This window comes from Brevibacterium ravenspurgense, from assembly GCF_001584615.1.
In the GTDB taxonomy this organism is placed as follows: domain Bacteria; phylum Actinomycetota; class Actinomycetes; order Actinomycetales; family Brevibacteriaceae; genus Brevibacterium; species Brevibacterium ravenspurgense.
On sequence record NZ_LQQC01000010.1, the window covers coordinates 407,651 to 431,917 of the forward strand.

The 24,267-nt window shown below is 61.1% G+C and carries 20 protein-coding genes and 1 pseudogene; 8 read left to right on the top strand and 13 right to left on the bottom strand.

What is annotated here, in order from left to right; genetic code table 11:
* Positions 1 to 162: 162 nt before the first annotated feature.
* From Bravens_RS10560 to Bravens_RS06405, 7 genes and pseudogenes are all read right to left on the bottom strand, one after another.
* Positions 163 to 325: pseudogene (locus Bravens_RS10560) on the bottom strand (IS256 family transposase); the annotation flags it as partial.
* Between the two features lie 634 nt (positions 326 to 959).
* A complete protein-coding gene (locus Bravens_RS06380) occupies positions 960 to 1,361 on the bottom strand; it encodes a cytochrome c oxidase subunit 4 (protein WP_019174961.1) in 402 nt (133 codons plus the stop codon).
* Complete coding sequence (ctaD, locus tag Bravens_RS06385; protein ID WP_062021495.1) at positions 1,358 to 3,061, bottom strand: aa3-type cytochrome oxidase subunit I; 1,704 nt, start codon at positions 3,059 to 3,061, stop codon at positions 1,358 to 1,360. Before ctaD ends, Bravens_RS06380 begins: the two co-directional genes overlap by 4 nt.
* The gene (gene ctaC / locus Bravens_RS06390; protein ID WP_062021498.1) at positions 3,058 to 3,951 is read right to left on the bottom strand and encodes an aa3-type cytochrome oxidase subunit II; all 894 of its coding nucleotides are present in this window, start codon (positions 3,949 to 3,951) and stop codon (positions 3,058 to 3,060) included. The genes ctaD and ctaC overlap by 4 nt, the downstream gene beginning before the upstream one ends.
* A 145-nt stretch (positions 3,952 to 4,096) precedes the next feature.
* Entirely contained in the window at positions 4,097 to 4,738 is a 642-nt protein-coding gene (gene aat, locus Bravens_RS06395) for a leucyl/phenylalanyl-tRNA--protein transferase (protein WP_244878131.1), read from the bottom strand.
* Positions 4,739 to 4,751: 13 nt separating this feature from the next.
* The gene (locus Bravens_RS06400) at positions 4,752 to 5,099 is read right to left on the bottom strand and encodes a HesB/IscA family protein (protein ID WP_019174957.1); all 348 of its coding nucleotides are present in this window, start codon (positions 5,097 to 5,099) and stop codon (positions 4,752 to 4,754) included.
* A gap of 83 nt (positions 5,100 to 5,182) precedes the next feature.
* On the bottom strand, positions 5,183 to 6,574 hold the full coding sequence (locus Bravens_RS06405) for a dipeptidase (protein ID WP_062021501.1): 1,392 nt from the start codon (positions 6,572 to 6,574) through the stop codon (positions 5,183 to 5,185).
* Between the two features lie 86 nt (positions 6,575 to 6,660).
* On the opposite strand from Bravens_RS06405, the gene Bravens_RS06410 reads away from it, so the two are divergent.
* The gene (locus Bravens_RS06410) at positions 6,661 to 7,224 is read left to right on the top strand and encodes a DUF3043 domain-containing protein (RefSeq protein WP_062021502.1); all 564 of its coding nucleotides are present in this window, start codon (positions 6,661 to 6,663) and stop codon (positions 7,222 to 7,224) included.
* Positions 7,225 to 7,267: 43 nt separating this feature from the next.
* Here the strand turns inward: Bravens_RS06410 and Bravens_RS06415 are convergent, their stop codons facing one another.
* Positions 7,268 to 8,332, bottom strand: coding sequence for a quinone-dependent dihydroorotate dehydrogenase (locus Bravens_RS06415; protein WP_062021505.1), 1,065 nt, complete (start codon positions 8,330 to 8,332; stop codon positions 7,268 to 7,270).
* Between the two features lie 60 nt (positions 8,333 to 8,392).
* Between Bravens_RS06415 and Bravens_RS06420 the strand changes: the two genes are divergently transcribed.
* From Bravens_RS06420 to sucB, 3 genes are all read left to right on the top strand, one after another.
* Positions 8,393 to 9,886 (top strand): leucyl aminopeptidase, encoded by a 1,494-nt coding sequence (locus tag Bravens_RS06420; RefSeq protein WP_062021508.1) that lies wholly within the window; start codon positions 8,393 to 8,395, stop codon positions 9,884 to 9,886.
* Positions 9,887 to 10,016: 130 nt separating this feature from the next.
* Positions 10,017 to 11,405 (top strand): dihydrolipoyl dehydrogenase, encoded by a 1,389-nt coding sequence (gene lpdA, locus Bravens_RS06425; RefSeq protein WP_062021511.1) that lies wholly within the window; start codon positions 10,017 to 10,019, stop codon positions 11,403 to 11,405.
* 24 nt (positions 11,406 to 11,429) lie between these two features.
* Complete coding sequence (sucB, locus tag Bravens_RS06430; protein ID WP_062021513.1) at positions 11,430 to 13,340, top strand: 2-oxoglutarate dehydrogenase, E2 component, dihydrolipoamide succinyltransferase; 1,911 nt, start codon at positions 11,430 to 11,432, stop codon at positions 13,338 to 13,340.
* Between the two features lie 88 nt (positions 13,341 to 13,428).
* Here the strand turns inward: sucB and Bravens_RS06435 are convergent, their stop codons facing one another.
* Positions 13,429 to 14,889, bottom strand: coding sequence for a hypothetical protein (locus Bravens_RS06435; protein ID WP_062021516.1), 1,461 nt, complete (start codon positions 14,887 to 14,889; stop codon positions 13,429 to 13,431).
* 124 nt (positions 14,890 to 15,013) lie between these two features.
* On the opposite strand from Bravens_RS06435, the gene lipB reads away from it, so the two are divergent.
* The 3 genes from lipB to Bravens_RS06450 are packed head-to-tail and all read left to right on the top strand — an operon-like array spanning position 15,014 to position 17,499.
* Positions 15,014 to 15,649 carry a lipoyl(octanoyl) transferase LipB gene (lipB, locus tag Bravens_RS06440; protein WP_062021519.1) on the top strand — a complete coding sequence of 212 codons (636 nt, stop codon included), beginning with the start codon at positions 15,014 to 15,016 and terminating at the stop codon, positions 15,647 to 15,649.
* Positions 15,650 to 15,669: 20 nt separating this feature from the next.
* Positions 15,670 to 16,713 carry a lipoyl synthase gene (gene lipA, locus Bravens_RS06445; RefSeq protein ID WP_062021522.1) on the top strand — a complete coding sequence of 348 codons (1,044 nt, stop codon included), beginning with the start codon at positions 15,670 to 15,672 and terminating at the stop codon, positions 16,711 to 16,713.
* Between the two features lie 45 nt (positions 16,714 to 16,758).
* A complete protein-coding gene (locus Bravens_RS06450) occupies positions 16,759 to 17,499 on the top strand; it encodes a DUF4191 domain-containing protein (RefSeq protein WP_062021525.1) in 741 nt (246 codons plus the stop codon).
* 170 nt (positions 17,500 to 17,669) lie between these two features.
* Here the strand turns inward: Bravens_RS06450 and Bravens_RS06455 are convergent, their stop codons facing one another.
* Entirely contained in the window at positions 17,670 to 18,104 is a 435-nt protein-coding gene (locus Bravens_RS06455; RefSeq protein WP_082791092.1) for an RDD family protein, read from the bottom strand.
* A gap of 79 nt (positions 18,105 to 18,183) precedes the next feature.
* On the opposite strand from Bravens_RS06455, the gene glnA reads away from it, so the two are divergent.
* Positions 18,184 to 19,608 (top strand): type I glutamate--ammonia ligase, encoded by a 1,425-nt coding sequence (gene glnA / locus Bravens_RS06460; protein ID WP_062021531.1) that lies wholly within the window; start codon positions 18,184 to 18,186, stop codon positions 19,606 to 19,608.
* Positions 19,609 to 19,692: 84 nt separating this feature from the next.
* Here glnA and Bravens_RS06465 read toward each other — a convergent pair whose 3' ends face one another.
* The 3 genes from Bravens_RS06465 to Bravens_RS06475 are packed head-to-tail and all read right to left on the bottom strand — an operon-like array spanning position 19,693 to position 24,226.
* The gene (locus tag Bravens_RS06465) at positions 19,693 to 22,707 is read right to left on the bottom strand and encodes a bifunctional [glutamine synthetase] adenylyltransferase/[glutamine synthetase]-adenylyl-L-tyrosine phosphorylase (RefSeq protein WP_062021534.1); all 3,015 of its coding nucleotides are present in this window, start codon (positions 22,705 to 22,707) and stop codon (positions 19,693 to 19,695) included.
* On the bottom strand, positions 22,704 to 24,038 hold the full coding sequence (locus Bravens_RS06470) for a glutamine synthetase family protein (protein ID WP_062022298.1): 1,335 nt from the start codon (positions 24,036 to 24,038) through the stop codon (positions 22,704 to 22,706). The genes Bravens_RS06465 and Bravens_RS06470 overlap by 4 nt, the downstream gene beginning before the upstream one ends.
* Positions 24,039 to 24,043: 5 nt before the next feature.
* A complete protein-coding gene (locus Bravens_RS06475) occupies positions 24,044 to 24,226 on the bottom strand; it encodes a hypothetical protein (protein WP_062021537.1) in 183 nt (60 codons plus the stop codon).
* Positions 24,227 to 24,267 lie beyond the last annotated feature (41 nt).

Below are 24,267 nucleotides of genomic sequence, written 5' to 3' on the forward strand. Positions count from 1 at the left end.
AGCAGCAAATCCACGCTTTAGCCGCATCGAGACTCCGTTCAGCAACAGAAACTCCCGTTAGCAGTTGTTGCTAGGGCGAAGAATCCGGCTAAAGGGTGTCAGGTCGCCAGAAAGGGGCCGTGAATGGATGCCCAAAATATCAGCGGCCAAGTTCTCAGCGGCAGAAGCGACGCCGTACTCGGCCCCGCAGACGGTGTCGGCTTGGGGCGGAGAGGATCTGGTTGATAAACCCTTGCAGCATCTGACGCATCAGAACCGGGGAGGCCTGTGCCAGCAGATCGTCCAGATAGGTTGTCGGGTCGATAGAATGTGGAGCAGCGTTCATCGTTACTTGCCTTTCGGTGAGATGTGGTAGTTGAGTCGAAAGGTTACTGACGGTGGCCGCCCCTATATTTCCCAGGGCCCACCATCAGAAAGCGTTACACCACACTAAGGGACGCAACCAATATGTGCCCTAATCTGTAGAACCTACTGAGACCTGTGGTTTGTCTCTTGCCGGCACGGTTGTTGCATGGCTGCAAATACCGCGGCCCACCCGTCAGCAGCAAATCCACGCTTTAGCCGCATCGAGACACCGTTCAGCAATAGAAACTCCCATTAGAAGTTGTTGCTAAGGCAAAGAATCCGGCTAAAGGGTGTCAGGTCGCCAGAAAGGGGCCGTGAATGGATGCCCAAAATATCAGCGGGCAAGTTCTCAGCGGCTGAAGCGAACGCTGTCCTGAATTCAGACAGACGTGAAGGCATCTTAGAGCTGACACGAGCAGCAGTGACAGTCTCGAAGACTCGAGGCGGCCTTTATGTTCGCGACGTTGTTTCCGAGGCTGTTGGTGTGCTCACTGCGCTGAGGGATCGTCTGACAACAGTGAAGCTGCGCAATCACAAAGACCACACGTGGGAATTAAGAAGCACAACAAAGCGCCCCCGTGCACAATGCACGGGGGCGCTTCAGTCAGAGTTGATCAGTGCGCGTGGTTGCCGCGATCGTACTCGTATACGAGTCCGATCAGCGATACCAGGCACAGAACGCCACCGAAGGGCATGATCCACCAGCCGACTGCAACCCCGAGGAAGCAGATGCCGATGCCTGCAGCCAGGGCCAAAGGCCACCAGCTCCACGGGCTGTAGAAGCCGTACTCGTAGGATTCATCGCTGATCTCGGCAGATTCGATGTCCTGCGGGTGCTTGCCCATCTTCTTGTCCTCCAAGAAGACGAACGCACCGATCATGAGCGACATCAGACCGACAAGCAAGATAGCTGGAAAGCCGACCAGTTCCTTGAAGTCCGTCAGGTAACCGTAGACGAACGCAACAGGAATGAAGAAGAAGATTCCTGCACTGAAAATCAGGCCCGAGATCCTCACTTGGTGCTCCTTTCGGGCAGCGAGTATGCGTCACTGGGGTGACCAGCCAGTTCCAGAAGTTCTGGGTGGTTCGCGTCGAATGCCGGGCGTTCCGAACGGATGCGGGGCAGCGACGTGAAGTTGTGACGCGGGGGCGGGCAGGAGGTTGCCCATTCGAGCGAACCGCCGTAGCCCCACGGGTCGTTCACAGTGACCTTAGGCGCCTTGCGTGCGGTGATCCATACGTTCCAGAACCAGGGGATCATGGAAGCTGCAAGGATGATCGTGCCGACGGTCGAAAGCTGGTTCTGCCAGGTGAAGTTGTCCTGCGGCAGGTAGTCAGGGTAACGACGCGGCATGCCCTCAACTCCAAGCCAGTGCTGGATGAGGAAGGTGCCGTGGAAGCCGATGAACAGAATCCAGAAGTGGATCTTGCCGAGGGTTTCGTTGAGCATCTTGCCGGTGAACTTCGGCCACCAGAAGTAGAAACCTGCGAACATCGCGAAGACGACGGTACCGAAGATCACGTAGTGGAAGTGAGCCACAACGAAGTAGGTGTCTGACACCTGCTGGTCCATGATCGGGCTTGCCAGAACGACGCCGGTGAGACCACCGAAGACGAAGCTGACGAGGAAGCCGATCGACCAGAGCATCGGGGTTTCGAAAGTCAGCGAACCGCGGAACATCGTAAAGATCCAGTTGAAGATCTTCACACCTGTCGGAACCGCGATGAGCATCGTCATGAACGCGAAGAACGGAAGCATGACTGCACCGGTGACGTACATGTGGTGAGCCCAAACGGTGACCGACAGGGCTGCAATCGCGATTGTCGCGTAGACAAGCATCTTGTAGCCGAAGATCGGCTTGCGGCTGAAGGTCGGGAAGATCTCAGACACGATGCCGAAGAACGGCAGTGCGATGACGTAGACCTCAGGGTGACCGAAGAACCAGAACAGGTGCTGGTAGAGAATCGGTCCGCCGTTTTCCGGGCTGAAGATGTGCGCGCCCAGAACACGGTCTGCAGCAACAGCGAACAGAGCGGCAGCCAGCGGCGGGAACGCCATCAGAACGAGAATACCGGTGATCAGAACATTCCAGGAGAACACCGACAGACGGAACATCGTCATACCCGGAGCGCGCATGGTGATCACGGTCGTAATGAAGTTCACGGAACCGAGGATCGTGCCGAAGCCCTGGAAAGCGATGCCGAGCGTCCACAGGTGACCGCCCAGTCCGGGGGTGAATGTCGTGTTGCTCAGCGGAGCGTAAGCCGTCCAACCGAACGATGCTGCACCCTGCGGAGTCAGGAACCCGGAGCAGGCGATGAGCGAACCGAAGAGGAACACCCAGAAAGCAAATGCGTTCAGTCGCGGGAATGCGACGTCGGGAGCACCGATCTGCAGCGGCATGATGACGTTGGCAAAACCGGCAAACAGCGGCGTTGCGAACATCAGCAGCATAAGCGTGCCGTGCATGGTGAACAGCTGGTTGTACTGTTCCTTCGTTTCGATGATCTGCATACCGGGTGCAAACAGCTCAAGACGGATGAGCACGGCCATAACACCGGCGATGCAGAAGAAGAGGAACGACGCGATCAGGTACATGTACCCGATGGTCTTGTGGTCGGTGGAGGTCAGCCAGTTGACGATGACCTTGCCCTTACTCACCGGAACCTTCGGTGCAGCACCGAGGTCGACGGGGCGATCAGCTACCGCCGTCATTTGTCAGCACCTTCTTTCTGGTATGGGTTGGAGTACCAGTGTGTGCGGTCGAATTCTTCGCCGAGTACACCGGTGTTGCCCTGTTCACGGAGCTCGTTGGTGTAGGCCAGGTATTCGTCCTTGGACACAACCTTGACGTTGAAAAGCATTTCGGAGTGGAACTCACCGCAGAGTTCAGCACACTTGCCGAGGTATTCGCCTTCCTTGAGGGCCTTGAGGTGGAGTGTTTCCACACGGCCGGGGGTCATGTCGCGCTTCTCGAGGAACGCAGGGACCCAGAAGGAATGAATGACATCGCGCGAACGGAGCTGGATCTCAAGATCCGTGTTCGCCGGCAGGTACAGCGTCGGTGCTTCTTCACCGGGCTTTTCAGTACCGTCCAGGTTTACCTGAACACCTGCGTAGTGGACGTCCTGCGAGGTGTAGTTGAAGTCCCAAGCCCACTGCTTGCCGACAACCTCGATCTTCTCTTCGCCCGGCGTCTTGTCATTCGTGGTCTCGTCGAACAGCGCCATGTTGTGGAAGAAGAAGCCGACAACAAGGATGATCGGAATGACCGTGTACATGATCTCGACGGGCATGTTGTACTGCAGCTGCACCGGCAGTCCGCGATCGTTCTTACGACGGCGGTACGCGACGATGCAGAAGAGCATCAGACCCCATGTGATGGCGCCTACGGCTAGAGCAGCAATCCAGCCTCCGGTCCACAGTGCGGTGTACGCGTCTGTGTGGGACGTCGCGCCTTTCGAAGCGGCGGGCAGATAGCCCAGCTCCGGCGCACCGTTGGAGCAGCCGGCGAGGAGGGCAGAAGAAGCCAGGGCGCCTGCGACGCCCACCTTCTTCGCCCAGGCCTTCGGAGACCTGCGTGCTGACTGATTCGGAGAATCCACGTGCAGCCTTTCGGATACCTAACGGATGAATCCTGCGTGTTGGACGGCGCTCATAGGTGCGACCCCAACCGACGGAAGTCACCCAACTCTGACTTTGTCTTAACCACCCTACCGCTAACGGGGGTGAAATTTCATACTCACCTGCTCATTGCATGAGAAAATCCTGTGTGCGAAGACCGCGAAGCCGCATTTCTACGGCTTTTGCGTACTCGAGCTCAGGGATTTCCGACACGCCGAGCGATTCTAAGTGTGGCGTGGACCACTGCGCATCGATGAGCCACTGCCCTTCCTCACATCTGTCCTCCATGTGGCGAACGAGTCCGACGAGGGCCGCTTTGGAGGCATCGGTTTCCCTGTGGAACATGGACTCACCCGCAAATATGCTTCCCAGGTCAAGCCCGAACAGCCCGCCGATGAGTTCGCCATCGCGGTCCCACACATCGACGGATTTCATCCATCCTGTTCTGGCCAACTCCGTGTACACGGCTTTTATGTCGTCGGTGATCCACGCACCCGGGCGCGAGGGGTCGGCACACCCGACCAGGACGTCGTCGAACGCCTCGTTCCACGTAATGCGCATTCCCCGCATCGACTTGCGAAGGCTCTTAGAGACCTTGAGCTCGCCCGGCAGAAGCACACCGCGCGTTTTGGGCGACCACCACCCGCAGCCGTCTGAGCCCGCATCGCCGAGTTCCATCGGAAACAGTCCGGCACGATAGGCAGAAACAATTCGGCCGATCTCCAGCTGCGGTGAAACAGCTGCGAGATCGGCCGGTTGCATTCCCATTGACGAAGGTGCGTCAGTGGAAAGAATCCCCGCAGGCACACGAGCCAGCGGCATTGGGGTTGTCGATCGTAAAGCCCTGCTTTTCGATGGTGTCCGAGAAGTCGATGGTGGATCCGTCGAGGTAGGGAACGCTCATGCGGTCGACGATGACCTCGACGCCGTCGAAATTGCGCACTGCGTCCCCGTCGAGGACGCGCTCGTCAAAGTACAGCTGATAGATCAGGCCGGAGCACCCTCCAGGCTGGACAGCAACACGCAGGCGAAGGTCGTCGCGGCCTTCCTGCTCGAGGAGGCTGCGAACTTTGTCGGCTGCCGCTGAAGAAAGATCAACTCCGTGCGACGCCTGTTCCGTAACAGTCATATTCACTCCAATTCATCGGCAATGCCTACGGTACGTATGGAAACGGCTGGGGCAAGCATAGTATTCCCGGCCGACAACTCGGATCAGGCCCGTTCGCCAAGCCGCTTGAGCAGAAGAGCCTCGGACACAATAGCCCGCTTGAAATCAGGCAGGTAAAGACTTTCGTTGGCACTGTGGGCGCGAGTGTCGGGGTCTTCAATGCCGGTAACGAGGATCGAGGCGTTCGGGAAGACCTCGAGCAGGTCCGCAATGAACGGGATGGAGCCGCCCAAGCCCATCTTCACCGCTTCTTCCCCGAAGCCATCGGTCAGCGCTTCGAGTGCCTTGCCGAGAACCAGGTCAGATTCGTCCGCCTGCCAGGGGCTGCCGAACTCGGATGCGCCGAACTCGATCTGCGCGCCGAAGGGCACATGTTCTTCGAGGTGCTTGCGAAGCTTGTCGAGGGCATCTTCTGGGTCCTGCCCCGGCGCCAAACGCATCGACACTTTCGCACCGGCGCGAGCGTGCAGAGTGTTCGAGGAATCAGCCACGCTCGGCATGTCCATCCCAATGACGGTAAGTGCCGGCTGCGACCACAGACGCGAGGCGAGTGAGCCGCGCCCGATGAAGTCTGTCCCGGGCAGGACACCGGAATCGCGGCGCAGGTCTTCCTCGCTGTATTCAACAGCGGCCTCTTCAGAGGCGACGAGCCCCTCGACCGCCGGCGAACCGTCCTCGTTGTGCAGGCTGGACAGCAGGCGGATGAGGGCGAGCGGTGCATCCGGCGCCACTCCCCCGTACATGCCGGAGTGAACCGAGTGCTTCATCGTCGTAACGGTGAACTCGAGCGACGCCATGCCGCGCAGGCTCGTGGTCAGTGCGGGTTTGCCCTCCGCCCAGTTGCCGGAGTCGGCAACGATGATGACATCAGCAGCCAGCTTGTCCCGGTAGCGCTCAATGAAGTCTCGGAAGCTGGGAGAGCCGGCTTCTTCTTCACCTTCAATGAACAGAGTCACACCGACATCAAGTTCGTCCGCCAGCAATCGCAGCGCAGTCAGGTGAACCAGGATGCCAGCTTTGTCATCTGCCGAACCACGACCGTAGGCGCGGTCACCCTTCACCGTCAGCTCAAACGGTTCGGTATCCCAGTCATCGCGACTGCCAGCGGGCTGTACGTCGTGATGCGCGTACAGCAGAACCGTGGGCTGCCCTTCCGGAGCCGCACGGCGAGCCACTACCGCTGGATACCCCTCGCTGCCGTCCTGGTTGGCACCGCGCAGGATCTCAACGTTGTCAAAGCCGACTTCTTCGGCGAGCTCAGCTGTGAGCGCCGCTGAATCAGCTACGTGCTGAGGATCGACGTTCGGCCATGCGACCGACGGCACAGCGACGAGTTTGGTGAGGTTGTCAAGGACTTCCGAGTAAACGGCGTCCAGCCGCTCGTGCAGAGCCTTGGACAGGGCAGTTCCGTGCTGTGAAGATTCAGAAATGGTCATGCTCCGATACTATTAGCGCCGTACAGCCACAGGAAGCAGCGCGCACAATACACGCGCGGAAAGCATTATCAGGAGACGAACCAGGCATGTCGGACAAGCCAGAATCCAACGAGCAGCACCGGGACCCCGAGGCGAAGAAGAACCGCCCCACACCGTCCCGTCGCCAGCAGGAACAGGCTCGCCGTCGCCCTCTCGTTCCCGAAGACCGCAAAACAGCCAAGGCTGAGGCCCGCGCCGAAATGCGCCGTGAGCGCAACTACATCCGCGAACGGATGATGGAAGGCGATGAGCGCTATCTCCCCGCCCGTGACGTCGGCCCCCAGCGCCGCTACATCCGCGACTATGTCGACGCCCGCTACTCCTTCGGCGAGCTGCTCATCCCCATTGCGCTTGTCATCCTGCTGGTGAGCCTGTTCATTCAAAACGTTCAGGTGCAGGCCTATTCGACATACGTCATCTATGTGCTTCTGGGCCTCGTCGTGCTCGATGGCTTCATCATCCACTTCACCCTGAAGAAGAAGATGTCGGACAAGTTCGGAGCCGAAAACCTGCAGCGCGGCAATACCTTCTATGCGATTATGCGGAGCATTCAGCTGCGCATGCTTCGCACTCCCCGCGCACTCGTCGGCCGGCGCGAATACCCCAACTGACAACCATGCCGGCTGCAGCTGACCCGCAGCTGCAGCCGGACATTCAGCGGCCGAGAATCTTCTGTGCAAGGCGCGGACCTTCGTAGATGAGGCCCGTGTACACCTGCACCAGATCTGCACCTGCCGCAATCCTGGCGAGGTAGTCAGCACGCGACTGCACTCCCCCAACAGAGATGACGGTCATGTCCTCCGCGACCCGCGAGCGGACCAAACGCAGAACTTCAAAGGACCGCGCGGCAGCCGGGGCTCCCGAGATCCCGCCTGCTTCCGCCTCGGCAAGTTCGCGATCCGCACCGGTGAGTACCGAACGGTCCAGAACGGTGTTGGTGCAGATAATCCCATCTAGGCCGACCTCCGATGCGAGATCGCAGACAGCCAGAACATCGTCATCGGCAAGGTCCGGTGCGATCTTGACCAGCACTGGAACATGACCGAGCGTCGAACGCACATCAGATGAGTCAACCGCCCGTGTTTCTTCCAGAACCGCAGTGAGGATCGGACGAAGCGCCTCGACCGTCTGCAGATCCCGCAGTCCCGGTGTGTTGGGCGAGGAGACATTGATCACGAGGTAGTCGGCGTACTTCGCAAGACGCGACGCCGACACCCGGTAATCATCAGCCGCCTGCTCCAAGGGAACAGTTTTCGTCTTGCCGATGTTGACCCCGATGATGGGACGGCGATCTTCAGGAAGCTCAGCAATCTGCCGACGTGCACGCTGCAGATTGCGCTCCGCCTGTTCAGAACCGTCGTTGTTGAAGCCCATGCGGTTGAGAACGCCCTCCGACTGGGCCAGGCGGAACAGCCGCTTCTTCGGATTGCCGGGCTGGCCCTCAGCAGTGACAGTGCCCACCTCAATGTGGCCGAAGCCCAGCCGGGACATTGCCCGGACGCCCACGCCGTTCTTGTCGAACCCGGCGGCCAGCCCCAGACGATTGGGGAACGTCAAGCCCATGACGGTGGCCGGTTTCGGTCGCACACCGAACAGGGAGCCGATGAGATCTCCGCCCCCGGGAAGAGAATCAAGTAGGTTAAGAAGTGAGAAGCTCGCGCTGTGCGCCAGCTCCGCGTCAGAGCGGACAAGAACTGAGCGGTAGAGGGCTTTGTACATAAAGCTATCTTTACCGCCTGGCACGCGCGGGAACAAATGAAAGCAGAAGAAAGGTTTCGCATGACCCAGTCGATTCCATCCGCAGCAGGACGCACCGCGGCCGCGCACAAGGCCAAGGCCGATGTGCTTGTGGTCGGGCTGACCGCTGAGGGCACCGTTCTAGCAGAAGACCTCAAGCCCGCTCTCGCCAAGGACCTCGAGAAGGCCGCCGTCAGCGTCGACGCGTCCGGCCGACTCGACTCGACGGCGCGGGTGCCCGCACCCGCTGGAGTCGCGGCAGATTCTGTCGTGCTGGCCGGACTTGGGGAATTCTCGCCGGCTGACCTGACTGAACCGACCAAGGCAGATGCGGCCCTCGATGCTCTGCGCCGCGCTGCCGGTTCAGCTCTGCGCAGCATCACGAAGGCCCGTTCGGTCGCGCTCGCTCTGCCCAGCCCCGACGCCGCGGTTGCCGAAGCGATCGCAACCGGTGCCGTGCTCGGCGCCTACCGCTACGGTGCCTACCGTTCCGAAGACAAGGCGAAGACCCTTGCAGCCGGCATTGAAGTGCTCACGGCGAAATCCAACCTCAAGGCTGTTGAGCGCGGTGCCGTCATTGCACGCGGCACCTGCGGTGCACGCGACTTCGTCAACCAGCCGCCGCTTGACCTTTACCCGGAAACGTTCGCCGCTGAGGTCGTAAGGCAGGCGAAGGCCGAAAAGATCAAGGCAACCGTTTGGGATCCAGCGAAACTCGAAGCCGAGGGCTTCGGCGGACTCATCGGAGTTGGCCGCGGTTCAAAGCGCGGACCCCGCCTGGTGAAGCTCGAGTACGCACCCCGCCGTGCTTCCAAGCACCTGGCCCTGGTCGGCAAGGGAATCACCTTCGACAGCGGCGGCATTTCCCTGAAGCCCGCTGCAAGCATGGAGGACATGAAGTCCGACATGGGAGGCGCCGCAGCCGCAGCTCAGGCCATCATCACGATCGCCCGCCTGCAGCTGCCGGTCAAGGTCACCGCCTGGCTCGCCATGGCTGAAAACATGCCCGGTGCTGACGCACAGCGACCCAGCGACGTCATCACCATCTACGGCGGCAAGACCGTCGAGGTGACCAACACCGACGCAGAAGGCCGTCTGGTGCTGGCCGATGCCCTTGTTGCAGCAGGCAAGGAGAACCCGGACCTCATCATCGACATCGCGACCCTCACCGGCGCGCAGATCGTCGCCCTGGGCAACCGCACCTCGGGCGTCATGGGCCGGACGAATGCCCGCAACGCAGTAGTCCTCGCCTCCGAGAAGACCGGCGAGGCCATGTGGCCGATGCCCTTCCCGGAAGAGCTTCTGAGCTACTTCGATTCGGAAACCGCTGACATCAAGAACTCCGGCAAGCGCCCCGGAGGCATGCTCAGCGCCGGCGTCTTCCTGCAGGAGTTCGTCGCTGACGAACAGGATTGGGCACACATCGACATCGCCGGACCGTCGTTCAACTCGGAATCGCCGTGGGGCTACACCCCAGCCGAAGGCACCGGCGTTCCGGTTCGCACACTCGTCCAGGTGGCCGAAAACCTCGCCTGATCGCACCCGTCCCCGGTTTGACAGTGGTCACACTGCCGAGCCGGGGCGGGACTTTATCGGAATTAAGTGAAAAGATAGGACTAGCCGCCACAGCGGTCCTCAACCGACCATTTTGCTAGGAGCACATTTCGTGAGCGATTCGCAAAACAACTACGACCTCATCGTTCTCGGCGGTGGCACAGCCGGCTACGCCGCGGCACTCCGCGCGACGCAGCTTGACATGAAGGTCGCTCTCATTGAGCGCGACAAGGTCGGAGGCACCTGCCTTCACCGCGGCTGCGTCCCCACCAAGGCACTCCTCCACGTTGCCGAAGTCGCAGACTCGACACGCGAAGCCAGCGTGTTCGGCATCGATGCCACCCTCAACAACATCAACGTCGAAGACGTGCTGAAGTTCAAGAGCGGCATCACCGACAAGAACCACAAGGGCTTGCAGGGCCTCATCAAAATGGCCGGCATCGACACCGTCATCGGCGAAGGCAAACTGACCGGCAAGGACACCGTCACCGTCTCCACCGACGAAGGCGATGTCGAACTGACGGGCAAGAACATTGTTCTGGCCACCGGTTCGACTTCCCGCACACTCGGCATCGAGATCGGCGGCAACGTTCTCACCAGCACCGAAGCTCTCAACCTCGACCGCGTTCCCAAGTCCGCAATCGTGCTCGGCGGCGGCGTCATCGGCGTTGAGTTCGCAAGCATCTGGAACTCCTTCGGATCCGACGTCACAATCGTCGAAGGACTGCCGAACCTCGTGGCCAACGAAGACGCATCCGTTTCCAAGGGCCTCGAGCGCGCATTCAAGAAGCGCAAGATCAAGCAGAAGCTCGGCGTGTTCTTCAAGGAAGTCGAGCAGACCTCCGACGGCGTCAAGGTGTCCCTCGAAGACGGCACTGAACTCGAAGCCGAGGTTCTGCTCGTGGCTGTCGGCCGCGGTCCCGTGACCGAAGGCTTCGGCTTCGAAGAGCAGGGAGTGAAGCTCGACCGCGGTTTCGTCACCACGAACGAGCGCCTGCACACCGGTGTCGGCAACATCTACGCCGCCGGCGACATCGTGCCCGGCCTTCAGCTTGCACACCGCTCCTTCGCGCACGGTATCTTCATTGCCGAAGAGATCGCGGGCAAGAACCCGGCACCGCTGGATGAAACCGGCGTTCCGCGCATCACCTACTGCGACCCGGAGATCTTCTCCGTCGGCCTCACGGAAAAGAAGGCTGCTGAGAAGTACGGCGAAGACAAGATCGAAAAGGTCGAATTCCCGCTTGCCGGCAACGCCAAGTCCGCCATCCTCAACACGCAGGGATTCATCAAGATCATCCGCGAAAAGGACGGCCCGATTGTCGGCGTTCACGGACTCGGCGCTCGCCTGTCCGAGCAGGCCGGCGAAGCCCAGCTCATCGTGAACTGGGAGGCCTTCCCCGAAGAGGTCGCATCGCTCATCCACGGACACCCCACCCAGAACGAAGCCATCGGCGAAGCAGCGCTGGCGCTTGCCGGCAAGCCGCTGCACTTCCGCTGATCGAGCCATAGGGAGACTGACACAATGGCCAACACCGTAAAGATGCCCGCCCTCGGCGAATCGGTGACGGAAGGCACCGTCACCCGCTGGCTGAAGGAAGTCGGCGACACCGTCGAGGTCGACGAACCGCTTCTCGAAGTGTCGACTGACAAGGTCGACACCGAAATCCCCAGCCCGTACTCCGGCGTTCTGCAGGAGATCCTGGCTGAAGAAGACGACGACGTCGAGGTCGGCGGCGACCTCGCTGTCATCGGCGACGGAGAAGGCTCCGGCGACTCCGCTGAAGACGACTCCGCTGACGAAGAACCAGAAGCCGAAGAGCCAGAAGCCGAAGAACCAGAGACGGACGAAGACCCAGAAGACGACGCAGCCGAAGAAGAGGACGAAGCTCCCGCTGCGAAGTCGGACGACAAGCCCTCCGGCGGTTCCGGTGAATCGCAGGAAGTCACCATGCCGGCTCTCGGCGAATCGGTGACGGAGGGCACCGTCACCCGCTGGCTGAAGGAAGTCGGCGACACCGTCGAGGTCGACGAACCGCTTCTCGAAGTGTCGACTGACAAGGTCGACACCGAAATCCCCAGCCCTGTCGCAGGCACCGTGCTTGAACTGCTTGCTGAAGAAGACGACGACGTTGAAGTCGGCGCACCCCTGGCGCGCATCGGCGACGGCGACGCTTCGGCTTCGGATGACAAGCAGGACGACGCTGACGATGTCGACCAGGCTGAAGACTCGGCTGACGACGCTGACGATGCCGACCAGGCTGAAGACTCGGCTGACGAAGCTGACAACGCTGACGAAGCCGATGTCGAAGAAGAAGCCATCGAAGAGTCCGAAAAGGACCTGTCGAAGGAAGAGCCCAAGAAGGCACCTGCCTCTGAGTCGACAGCATCGGATGACGAAGCCCAGACCGCTGCTGCCAAGCAGGCTGCGGGCGAATCGAGCAGCGCACCCAGCCGCTCCGCCGAGTCCGCTTCTTCGGCCGCACAGACCGTGACGTCGGGCCAGGCCCCGTACGTCACGCCGCTGGTGCGCAAGCTTGCACGCGAAAAGGGCGTTGACCTTTCGACCGTGCGCGGAACGGGAGTCGGCGGTCGTATCCGCAAGCAGGATGTCCTTGCCGCACAGAGCACCGCCAGTGCCTCTGCCCCGGCTGCGTCTGCTCCTGCTGGCCGCGAACCGTTCGTCATCGAGGTTTCGGAAGAAGCCAAGAAGCTTCGCGGAACCACGCAGAAGGCGTCGCGCATTCGCCGGACCATTGCACAGCGCATGCGCGAATCGCTGCAGAACTCCGCTCAGCTCACCCAGGTGACCGAAGTCGACATGACTGCTGTTTCGGCTCTGCGCAAGGCAAAGAAGGAAGAATTCCAGCAGAAGCACGGCGTTAAGCTGACGTACCTGCCGTTCTTCGCCAAGGCCGTAGCAGAAGCCCTGCAGGCGTACCCGCGTGTCAACGCCACGTTCGATGTCAAGGCTGGAGAGATCTCCTACCCCGACTCTGAGAACCTCGGCATTGCGGTCGACACCGAACGCGGTCTGCTGGTTCCGGTCGTCAAGAACGCCGGTGACCTTTCGATCGCAGGCCTGGCCAAGGCAATCGACGACGTCGCGTCCAAGACTCGCGATGGCAAGATCAGCCCTGACCTGCTGTCGGGCGGCACCTTCACCATCACGAACATCGGTTCGTTCGGTGCTCTGTTCGACACGCCGATCATCAACCACCCCGAGGTCGGCATCCTGGGCACCGGTGCTATCAAGCGCCGCCCGCAGGTCGTCAAGACCGAGGACGGCACCGAGGCAATCGCTATTCGCGACATGGCCTACCTTCCGCTGACCTACAACCACGAACTGGTTGACGGTGCGGACGCCGGTCGTTTCCTCAAGGCCATCAAGAACCGCCTTGAGAACGGTTCGTTCGAGGCCGATCTCGACCTCTGATCGATCCTGATCGAACCTGAATAGAAGCGCCCGCGGAGAAGTCCGCGGGCGCTTCTGCTTGGCGGGCACCTGGCTGGCGGCTTAAGACTCAGTTCTCGTGAAGTTCCTCCGTGCGGCTGACCTTCCATTTGCCTTCGTGCTTTTCCAAACTCACCCGGATCCGCGCTTCGGGAACAGGCGCTCCGCCGACCTCGGCAGAGACAACGGCCCGGACAGTCGCGGTCTCTGTAGTGCTGTCCTCAACTTCGCACTCTGTGACGTTCATCGTGACGTTCATGGGCTGAGCGGGTTTGTCTTCTGATTCCGCATCGGCTTTCGCAGCGTTTGATCCTGGCACTGTAAGGCCTGCGAGGTCTGCTGGCTTGCCGCCGGCGAACGCAGCTGCCCGCGCCTGTGTCAGGTCTTTGAAGCCCTCACAGGGCCCACTGCTGTCTGGAGCAGCATCCGAGGTGTCTTCCGGCTCGCCGCTTTGTTCTGCCGGCACGGAGGGCTCATCCTCCGCCTTAGGGCTGCGCGGATCTTCGCCGTGCTTCCCCTGGTCAACCGCCGCTGTCGGCTCGGTCTGGTCCGGCTGCGCACCACCGATGATGAGCGCAATGCCGGCAGCCACTGTCGCCAGCGCTGCAGCACCGATAACACCGGCACGCACACCTCTGCGGATCTTTCCACCCGGTGCAGCCGCGGTGGGTTCTTTTCTTTTCGGCCCGGATCGCTTCGCTGTCTTCTCCGGTTTCCAGGCTCCACGACGAGGTGCCTGTGATCCTCGATTCTTGCGCGCGCGTTCTGTGTCCCCTCGGAGGGCTGCTATCGCGGTGTCGCCAATCCCCTGTTCAGCTTTCTCCTCAGCGCCTGTCTTCGGGCCCGTCTGCTCCGGGACGTTATTCACAGCCGCTGTGACCGGGCGCAGTCCAGCGGTCGGTGGATCATTGACTGGAACTCCAGGTTCGCCCGGATAAAAGGGCAGCCGCTCTGCCCCTCGGTATCTGCGCACTGCCTCAAGAAGATCTCCTCTGGGAAGATCACCTGTTTCGCCGTCCAGCAACAGCGCATCAATGAGATCGACAAGTTCCGTGGGCAGGTTGTTGTCGCGATTCTTCAAAGGCACAGCAGTTTCAGTGAAAGTCACGCCCTGCGCGGCAGCGTACAGAAGTTCGCCCAGCTCCCGAGCTTCTGATTCCTCCCCTGGAACCTCGATGCCCGGCAATGCGCAGACGGAACCGTCATCGGCAAGCGCCAGGCTTGCCCGCGAAATCGGGATCGAGCCATCGGTCCCGCCTGTGGCCTCAATCGTGCCGCGCAGAAGACACACGAGCTCTTCCGCTCCCAGAGGTGCCAGACCGAGAAGCGCGTCCTCGAGCATGCCGCCTCGACATCTGGGAATGAGCAGCCCCGCAACCGGCTCCATGTCAGGGCCCAGAACCGAAACCGGCCTCCCGGCACCAGCGGCCGTGTCTGCTGCACACACGAACCATTTGACCTCGTGGGCGTTGAACACGCGCCACAGTCCGGGACGGACCTCGGCATCGTAGATCCATTCGCACACCTGCATATCAGCCTCCTTAGGCAGAAATTCGACCACGTCGGCAGACGGACCGAAACCCCCAAACCGCAATCTGTGGATAACTGTTGCGGTGCTTTTGCCGCTTGGGCCCTCGTCGGCATATGGTCATGGAATGGCTTGGGACATCGAACATCTGGGTTTTGCACCCGAATTCGTTGACTACAGAGAAGCGCTGGAAGTCCAAAGGCGGACGCACGCTGATGTTGTCGACGGCAAGAAGAACTCCACCTTCCTCGTGCTGGAACACTCCCCCGTCTACACAGCGGGCAAACGCACTGAAGACCACGAACGCCCCCGCGACGGCACGGAAGTCATCGACATCGACCGAGGCGGAAAGATCACCTGGCACGGTCCGGGGCAGCTGGTCATCTACCCCATCTACCGCCTGAATGACCAAAAAGAGGTCCGCCTTTTCGTCGACCAGATCGAAAAAGCGGGAATCGAACTGCTCGCCGAGTACGGAATCACCGCGCAGCAGGTTGAGGGCCGATCCGGTGTGTGGATCACCGAGGGCCCGGGACCGGACAGGAAGATCCTCGCGATCGGCATCCGCATTCACAACGGCGTGTCGATGCACGGCCTGGCTTTGAACTGCTCGAACGAGCTCGCCGGCTTTGAAAACATCGTCCCCTGCGGCATTCCTGACGCCGCGACCACTAGCATTTCCATCGAAACCGGCACCCAAACAACTCCGGAACAGGCTGCCCAGCGCCTGCTGGAGCTGCTGGACAAGCACATCACCGCCTGATCCCCACGAAAGGCCAGGACATGACAATCGCCCCGGAAGGACGCAAGCTGCTGCGAGTGGAAGCTCGCAATTCGCAGACTCCCATTGAAGACAAGCCGAAGTGGATCAAAGCGAAAGCTAAGATCGGCCCCGAGTTCTCGGAACTGAAATCGCTTGTCCGCACGGCAGGCCTCAACACCGTGTGTGAGGAAGCGGGTTGCCCCAACATCTTTGAATGCTGGGAGGACCGCGAGGCCACGTTCCTCATCGGCGGTGAGCAGTGCACCCGCCGCTGCGACTTCTGCCAGATCGACACCGGCAAACCCGCTGACTTCGACGCTGATGAACCCCGTCGCGTCGCTGAGTCCGTGAAGACCATGGGTCTGCGCTATTCGACCATCACGGGTGTTGCTCGCGATGACCTTGATGACGGCGGCGCGTGGCTGTACGCGGAAACGGTCCGCCTCATCCACGAAATCGACCACGGTGACGTTCACGGCACTGGTGTCGAGCTGCTCATCCCCGACTTCAACTCTGACGATGACCAGCTGGCCGAGGTCTTTTCGTCACGTCCCGAAGTGCTGGCACACAACATTGAGACGGTGCCGCGCATCTTCAAGCGCATCCGCCCCGGTTTCCGCTACGAGCGCTCGCTGTCGGTCATCACGAAGGCCCGCGAGGCCGGCCTGGTCACAAAGTCCAACCTCATCTTGGGCATGGGCGAAACGAACGACGAAGTGGTCGAAGCGATGAAGGATCTCCACGAAGCCGGCTGCGACCTGCTGACGATCACGCAGTACCTGCGCCCCAGCGCCCTGCACCACCCCATCGACCGGTGGGTCAAACCGCAGGACTTCGTTGAGCTGCGCGACATCGGCGAAGAAATCGGCTTTGCCGGAGTCATGTCCGGTCCGCTGGTCCGTTCGTCCTACCGTGCCGGTCGTCTGTGGGCTCAGGCCATGCGCCGTCGCAGTCAGGAAATCCCCGCTCACCTGGCTCACCTTGACAACGAAGCTCCCGCCCGTCAGGAAGCTCAGGCGGTGGTGGATACTTTCGGCCCGGGCGACGAGGTAAAATTCTCCTGACCCATCATTGGTTGATCATTTTTCGCAAGCAAACAGAAAAGCAGAATGTCTCAGACTGAAGAACCACGCCGCCGCGGACTTTTCCGCCGGCGTCCCAAGGACCCTTCGAAGCCCGGTCGCATCGGCCAGATGCGTCAGGTCTTCAAACTTGCCCGCAAACACTTCCCCGCTGTTCCGTGGCTTATGCTCGCCGCGATCCTGGGCTTGGGCGGCATTGGCTTCCTCGTGGGCTTCTTCCTGCTGCCGCCGGTGTGGCTGTGGACCATCATCGGCCTGTTGGGCGGTCTGACGCTGGCGATCTTCATTCTCGGCCGCTACGCCGAGACCGCGGCCTTTGCAGAAATGAAGGACCAGCCCGGCGCTTACGGCGCGGTGCTCAACACGGTCCGCCGCAGCTGGCTTGCCGACGACCAGCCGGTCGCCGGTGACCCACGCACCAAAGACCTGGTGTTCCGCGCCACCGGCCGAGGTGGAGTCGTGCTGGTTTCGGAAGGTCCGGCTGGCCGTGTGTCGAAGCTGCTGGCCAAGGAGCAGAAGCGCCACGAGCGCATTCTGCCTTCCGTTCCCGTGCACGTCATCCAGGGCGGTGAGGGCAAGAACCAGGTTCCCATGAACCGACTGGTCTCGACCGTGTACAAACTGCCGAAGAAGCTGACGAAGGCCGAAGTGCTTCAGGTGCGCAAGCGTTTGGCGGCTCTGGGCACCATGTCGACAAACCAGCCGATTCCCAAGGGCATCGACCCCAACCGCGCTCGCCCCAACCGCCGCGCACTGCGGGGACGCTGATCTCAAACACAAGAAGCGCCGACCACGTTGGTCGGCGCTTCTTGTGTTCTGAAGAAATCCACACCGGCTGCCGTCGGCTTCCCAGTGGCTGCACGTTCGGCTGAACGATCATTGCTCGGCAGGCAAAGCAGTTTGTGCGACATGCCCGAGCGAGTGGTCGGCTATGTCAGTCAGAGCCGCACAACGGCGGTGTCGGCCGCGAGGTCGTGCAGGCCGCGGTTGTCGGGGTTGTACAGAAGACCGGGGATGATGAGCAGCTGCAGTGCGATTCGAACGAGCAGCCGCAGGGGGTTGGGTCGGCGTCCGTGGCGATTGATGATGCGCACTCCACAGATCCGCTGGCCGATGGTGTAGCCCAGCAGCGACTGCAGCAGCAGGGATTCGATGATGAAGATCAGGTGGGGCGCGAACATGAAATCAGGCGCCAGCCAGCGAGCAATCAGGGCGCACAGTGCCCAGTCGATGAAGAGGCTTCCGACCCTGCGGATCAAAGACGCTGTTGATCCCGGACCGGTTTCGGGAAGGCCTAGGCGCTGCCCCGCGTAGGTTCCCTCTTCGAGTTTCGGCCCCTGGAGCCACGAACCTAAACTGTCTCTGTCGAACACGGAAACGAGTGTAGCCGCTAAGATGAAAACACCGGCGGCCAGTACCGCACCGTCGCGACGACTCAATACAGGAGAAAAGTTGTTTTCCACCGCAAGCGAGCTCGTTTCGTATATTCGCGACAACGAGATCGATTTCGTCGACATCCGATTCTGCGATCTTCCCGGAGTAGTTCAGCACTTCAATCTTCCCGGCAAGGCCTACACGGAAGAAGTGATTGAAGAGGGCCTGCTCTTCGACGGTTCGTCCATCCGCGGCTTCCAGTCGATTCACGAATCCGACATGAAGCTCATCCCGGACGTGACGAGCGCTTACATCGATCCGTTCCGCAAGGCAAAAACCCTCGTGGTCATCCACTCGATTGTGGATCCGTTCACGAACGAACCGTACTCGCGTGACCCCCGCCAGGTAGCGGCAAAGGCCGAAGCGTACCTGAAGTCAACCGGCATCGCCGACACTGCCTTCATAGGTGCCGAAGCCGAGTTCTACCTCTTCGACTCAATCCGCTACGACAATTCAGCCCGCACCAGCTTCTACGAGATCGACTCCCTGGAAGCCGCGTGGAACACCGGAGCTGCTGAAGACGGCCACAACCTCGGCTACAAGACGCCCTACACCAGCGGCTACTTCCCCGTTCCCCCGCGCGATAAGTTCGCGGACATCCGCGACGAAATGTCGCTGACGCTGGAGCAGATCGGCTTCGAAATGGAGCGTGCTCACCACGAAACCTCGACGGCTGGGCAGCAGGAGATCAACTACAAGTTCGACACCCTGCAGAAGGCCGGCGACCAGCTGCTGGACTTCAAGTACGTCATCAAAAACGTTGCTGCGGCCAACAACAAGACCGCCACGTTCATGCCGCGCCCGCTTCTGGGCGATGCCGGTGCCGGTATGCACTGCCACCAGTCGCTGTGGAAGGACGGCAAGCCGCTGTTCTACGACGAAACCGGATACGCGGGCCTGTCGGACCTTGCGCGCTGGTACATCGGCGGCCTCATTGAGCACGCCGGCGCTGTTCTTGCGTTCACCAACCCGACCATGAACTCCTACCGTCGTCTGGTTCGCGGTTTCGAGGCGCCGATCAACCTGGTCTACTCGGCTCGCAACCGTTCGGCTGCCATCCGCATTCCGATCACCGGTACGTCGCCGAAGGCCAAGCGCCTGGAGTTCCGCGCACCCGACCCATCGGGCAACCCGTACCTGTCCTTCTCCGCTCAGCTCATGGCCGGCCTCGACGGAATCAAGAACCGCATCGAACCGCCGGAGCCGATCGACAAGGACCTCTACGAGCTTCCGCCGGAAGAAACCGAGAACATCAAGATGGTTCCGAACTCGCTCGAAGGTGCCCTCGAAGCTCTCGCGGAAGACCATGAGTTCCTCATGGAAGGCGATGTCTTCACTCAGGACCTCATCGAAACCTGGATCAACTACAAGTACGAAAACGAAATCGACGTTGCACGTCTGCGTCCGACGCCGACGGACTTCGAACTGTACTTTGATCTCTGATCGTCGCCTGTGATGTGAATGGCCCGGCATCTGCTGGGCCATTCGCGTTTTGTCAGTCGGAGCTGGTCCAGCTGAGCGTGTACCTCAGTCTGTGGGGTCGTCTCCGTAGAAGATGACTTCCATTGTCGAACGCGCCCAGCGGGTGACCCGCAGATAGTCGTCGACCAGCAGCTGCGCGCTTCCCTGCGGATAGCCCATGAGCCTGGCCGCGGCTTCGAGTTCGCGGATATCGCTGGGCAGACTGTCGCTGGGTTTGCCCCTGTAGAGCGTGATGGCGTTGCGTACTTCCGTTGCCATTAACCAGGCGGTCCGCAGCACCTCGTGATCGGACGCCGACACAAGCCCCTCATCACGTGCAGCGGCCAGGGCGGGCAGCGTCGAGGTTGTGCGCAGCCCGGGGTATTCGGCGGCGTGCTGCAGCTGCAGCAGCTGCACAGTCCACTCGACATCGCTCAGCCCGCCGGTTCCCAATTTCACGTGCTGACGGCGATCAGCACCGCGCGGGAGTCGTTCGTCTTCCATCCGCGCTTTGAGCCGACGCACCTGCATGATGGAGCGCACCGGGAGAATCTGCGGATAGCGCAGAGGGTTGATCATGTCGACGTAGTCGCTCATGAGGTCGTTGTCACCGGCTATCGGGCGGGCACGCAGGAGCGCTTGTGCTTCCCACGGTTCGCTCCACGCTTCGTAATAGCGCCGATAGGACTCAAGCGTTCGGACATAGGGTCCGCTGCGGCCTTCAGGACGCAGATCGGCATCGAGTTCAATGGCCGGGTCCTGCTGTGCGCTTTTCAGCGCCGAGGTCACTTCGAGAGCGACGCGACGGGCGTGTTTTGCCAAAGCCTCGCGGTCGTCATCGCCCATGGTGTGTGCGGGACGGTAGACAAAGCACACGTCGGCATCAGAGAACACCCCGATCTCGCGGCCGCCCAGGCGTCCCATCGCGATGATCGCAAAATCGTAGTCATAGATTCTATGCTCAGTGTCCAGGTCACGCCGCACTGACAGAAGCGCTGCGTCAATGGCTGTGCTCATCACGTCAGACAGGGCCTGTGGGACAGCGCTGCGGGGAATGACCTCGAGAATGTCGGCGAGGATGATCCTGAGCTTTTCGCGTCCGTAGACGGCGCGCACGCCTTCCACTCCCCTGCCTCTGCCGACCAGTTCACACATTTCCTGGCGCAGCGAGTCCAGCGGGGTCGGCTGCAGCATGTCCTGATCAGCAAGCCAGCGCACTGACCCGTGGTAGTGCATGATGTGCGATGCCGCGTACTGCGACAGTGACAGCACACGGGCAAGCGCTTCTGCGCCCTGCCCGGAGTCACGCAGCAGCTTGAGGTACCACGTTGATGAGCTCAGCTTTTCCGACAGCCTGCGGTAGGCAAGCAGACCGGCGTCGGGATCAACACCCTCCGACAGCCAGCCGAGCATGGCCGGCAGCACTTGTCGATGCACGCGCGAAGCACGGCTGACGCCGGCTGAAAGGTCGTGGATATGCCGCATGGCTGAGTGCGGGTCGACGAAGCCGAAGGCGCGCAGGCGGCTTTCCGCGGCTTTTGCCGGCAGCGAGGTCACTGCGCCGGTCCCGACGGCCGCGTCGAGGATCGGACGGTAGAAAATCTGTTCGTGAAGAGCGCGTACGCGCCGGGAATAGTCGTCGCGTTCGCGTTTGAGCCGTACTTCTGTCCGGTCGCCGGTCGGGTAGACCATGCGCGCCAGTTCGCGGAGTGCTTCTGGTTTGTCAGGCAGAACTGCAGCACGGCGCATGCGCGGAATCTGCAGGCGGTGTTCGACAACCCGCAGGAATGAGTAGGCCTCTTCCATCAGCGCGGCATCGTCCCCAGACAAATAGCCGCCCCGTTCAAGGCTGCGCAGGGCCTCGAGGGTGTTCGGTTCGCGGATGTCGTGGTCTTCCGTTCCGTGCACCAGCTGAAGCAGCTGGGCGGAGAATTCGACATCGCGGAGCCCGCCGGGCCCCAGTTTCAGCTGCCGGTCAGCTTCATCGCGGTCGATGAGATCGACAACTCTGCGTCGCATAGCCCGTACTTCCGGGATGAAATCGTCCCGGTGGGCGGCGGTCCACACCTGGGGCAGACACGCCTCGGCCCACTGCTGTCCGAGTTCTTCGGATCCGGCGACGGGACGGGCTTTGAAAAGAGCCTGGAACTCCCAGTTTTCTGCGATGTCGCTGTAATAGCCTGCAAACTCGTCGACAGTGCGCACAAGCGCTCCCGCTTTGCCCTCCGGCCGAAGAGCTGCGTCGACTTCCCACAGGGCGGGTTCTGCTCCAGCAGCCGAAATGAGGTCGATGATCTGCAGGGCCGCTGCCGAGGCGCAGCTGCGGGCGCATTCTGCCTGTTCGCCGTCCGCTGTGGTTTCCGGGCTGAAGGCGAAGACCACGTCAACATCAGATACGTAGTTGAGTTCGCGGGCGCCGCATTTGCCCATGGCGATAACAGCAAGTTCAGCGCACCCGTCGGGTATTGAATCCCCCGCGGCGAGGTCGTGTGCCGCCATGAGGGCACCCTCAGCCATTTCCGTCAGGGTCCGGCTGACAGTGTCGAAGTCTGCGGTCGGTTCGTGACTGCCGAGGTCTGCGGCTGTCAGCTGGATGAGTTCGTCCCGGTACGCTCGGCGCAGGGCGATTCGGCCGTCTTCGATTGAGAGCAGCTGACCGTCGGCGTCGTACACCGAACGGGCAATGCGCTTACGCGCCTTTCTCCTGCGCTTTGACCGCAAGAAGTCTTCGTCTTCGGCCAGCAGCCGCAGCGACTCAGGCCACCGCACAATGTGGTCAATGCAGGCCTCAGAACTCCCGGCCAACCGAACAAGTCGGTCGAGCAGATGCTGAGAATCCTGCACGAGCCCACCGAGGTCGACCTCGGCTGCCGCTGCCGCCTCGGCGACCCGCACCAAGCCCAGCGAAACAGAACCGGGGTCACCGGTGAACCGGGCGAATTCCCTAATCGCCGATTCGTGCCCTTCCAAACCGGTCAGTTCGCAGAACTGGCCAAGGAAGCGCTCAAAGCGCGAGTCGAATTTACCGCGCTGCGTGCGTGTCGGGTCCTGCCGCCGGCTGAGATCGAACCTGCGAATCATGTTTGGGTGTAGAGCCCATCGAGTTCATAGGCGGTCACCTGCGCGCGGTAGTCTCTCCATTCCCGCGCTTTGTCACGCAGGTAGAAGTCGAATACCTCTTCGCCCAGAGTGTCAGCGACGAGTTCGCTGTTCTCCATGCAGCGAAGAGCTTCCGACAGGCTCGCAGGCAGCGGTTCAATGCCCATGGCGCTGCGCTCGCGTCGGCTGAGATCCCACACGTCGTCTTCGACTTCCGGAGGCAATTCCATGCCCTCCTCAATGCCTTTCAGTCCCGCGGCCAGCAGCACCGAGTAGGCCAGGTAGGGATTGGCGCAGGAGTCCATACCGCGGTACTCGATCCGAGCAGACGATTCCTTGCCGGACTTGTACTGCGGCACCCGTACAAGTGCAGTGCCCGTGCGACCCCAGCTGATGTAGGACGGGGCTTCATGCCCGGTCCACAGGCGCTTGTAGGAGTTGACGTACTGGTTGGTCACCGCCGCGATCTCAGGGGCGTGATGCAGCAGGCCTGCCGCGAACTGCCGGCCGGTGGTCGACAGCTGGTATTCAGCGCCGGCCTCAAAGAACGCGTTGTCTTCACCTTCGAACAGCGACAGGTGCGTGTGCATCCCGTTGCCCGGATGCTCGGCCAGGGGCTTGGGCATAAACGTGGCGTGCACGCCCTGGGAAATCGCGACTTCTTTCACAACCGCTTTGAAGGTCATGACGTTGTCGGCCATAGTCATCGCGTCGGCATAGCGCAGATCGATTTCGTTCTGCCCGGGGCCGGCTTCGTGATGCGAGAACTCGACGGAAATGCCCATGGATTCCAACATCTGCACTGCACTGCGCCGGAAGTCGTTCGCGGTGCCGCCGTTGACGTGATCGAAGTATCCGGCGTCATCGACCGGCACAGGAGGTTTGCCGTCCAGTTCGGCCGAACGGAACAGGTAGAACTCCATTTCCGGGTGCACGATGAAGGTGAAGCCGCGCTCGCGCGCCTTCGCCAGGGTGCGCGCCAGAATATTGCGCGGATAAGAAGCGGCAGGTTCACCATCGGGAGTCAGCACATCGCAGAACATCCGACCGGTCGGCTCGACCTCACCTCGCCATGGCAGGAGCGAATACGTCGACGAGTCTGGGCGCAGAACCATGTCGTCTTCGATGACCCTCGAAAAGCCTTCGAGCGCCGAACCGTCGAAGCCGATGCCCTCGGTGAATGCTCCGTCAAGTTCGTCGGGAACAATCGCAACGGACTTCAAGCGGCCCATGATGTCGGGAAACCACAGACGCACAAACCGCACGTCACGGTCATCGACATCGCGCAGAACCGCTTCCTGCTGTTTGGTCAGCCCCATCAGCGCCAGTCCTCGTCGTCTTCTTCCCATTCGCGATTGCGCTCGCTGGCTGTTGCGAGTGCCGCCTGAGCTTCGGCTTCGCTGTCATAGGGGCCCAGCCGGTTCTCAAAGGAGCTCTTCCGTCCCTTTTCAACTTTGCCGGTCTTGGTGTTGAACCAGTATTTCTCTTCTTCGTACGACATAGCGCACCTCCCTGTGCTCAACTCTAGCTGTCTACAATGAT

Coding starts and splice junctions, on each gene's coding strand:
- ctaD (WP_062021495.1), bottom strand. CDS start 3,061: ATGACGGCGGTAGCTGATCGCCCCGTCGACCTCGGTGCTGCACCGAAG.
- Bravens_RS06475 (WP_062021537.1), bottom strand. CDS start 24,226: ATGTCGTACGAAGAAGAGAAATACTGGTTCAACACCAAGACCGGCAAA.
- Bravens_RS06435 (WP_062021516.1), bottom strand. CDS start 14,889: ATGCAGGTGTGCGAATGGATCTACGATGCCGAGGTCCGTCCCGGACTG.
- Bravens_RS06450 (WP_062021525.1), top strand. CDS start 16,759: ATGTCTCAGACTGAAGAACCACGCCGCCGCGGACTTTTCCGCCGGCGT.
- lipB (WP_062021519.1), top strand. CDS start 15,014: ATGGCTTGGGACATCGAACATCTGGGTTTTGCACCCGAATTCGTTGAC.
- aat (WP_244878131.1), bottom strand. CDS start 4,738: ATGGGAATGCAACCGGCCGATCTCGCAGCTGTTTCACCGCAGCTGGAG.
- sucB (WP_062021513.1), top strand. CDS start 11,430: ATGGCCAACACCGTAAAGATGCCCGCCCTCGGCGAATCGGTGACGGAA.
- Bravens_RS06465 (WP_062021534.1), bottom strand. CDS start 22,707: ATGATTCGCAGGTTCGATCTCAGCCGGCGGCAGGACCCGACACGCACG.
- lipA (WP_062021522.1), top strand. CDS start 15,670: ATGACAATCGCCCCGGAAGGACGCAAGCTGCTGCGAGTGGAAGCTCGC.
- Bravens_RS06410 (WP_062021502.1), top strand. CDS start 6,661: ATGTCGGACAAGCCAGAATCCAACGAGCAGCACCGGGACCCCGAGGCG.
- Bravens_RS06420 (WP_062021508.1), top strand. CDS start 8,393: ATGACCCAGTCGATTCCATCCGCAGCAGGACGCACCGCGGCCGCGCAC.
- Bravens_RS06415 (WP_062021505.1), bottom strand. CDS start 8,332: ATGTACAAAGCCCTCTACCGCTCAGTTCTTGTCCGCTCTGACGCGGAG.
- Bravens_RS06405 (WP_062021501.1), bottom strand. CDS start 6,574: ATGACCATTTCTGAATCTTCACAGCACGGAACTGCCCTGTCCAAGGCT.
- Bravens_RS06400 (WP_019174957.1), bottom strand. CDS start 5,099: ATGACTGTTACGGAACAGGCGTCGCACGGAGTTGATCTTTCTTCAGCG.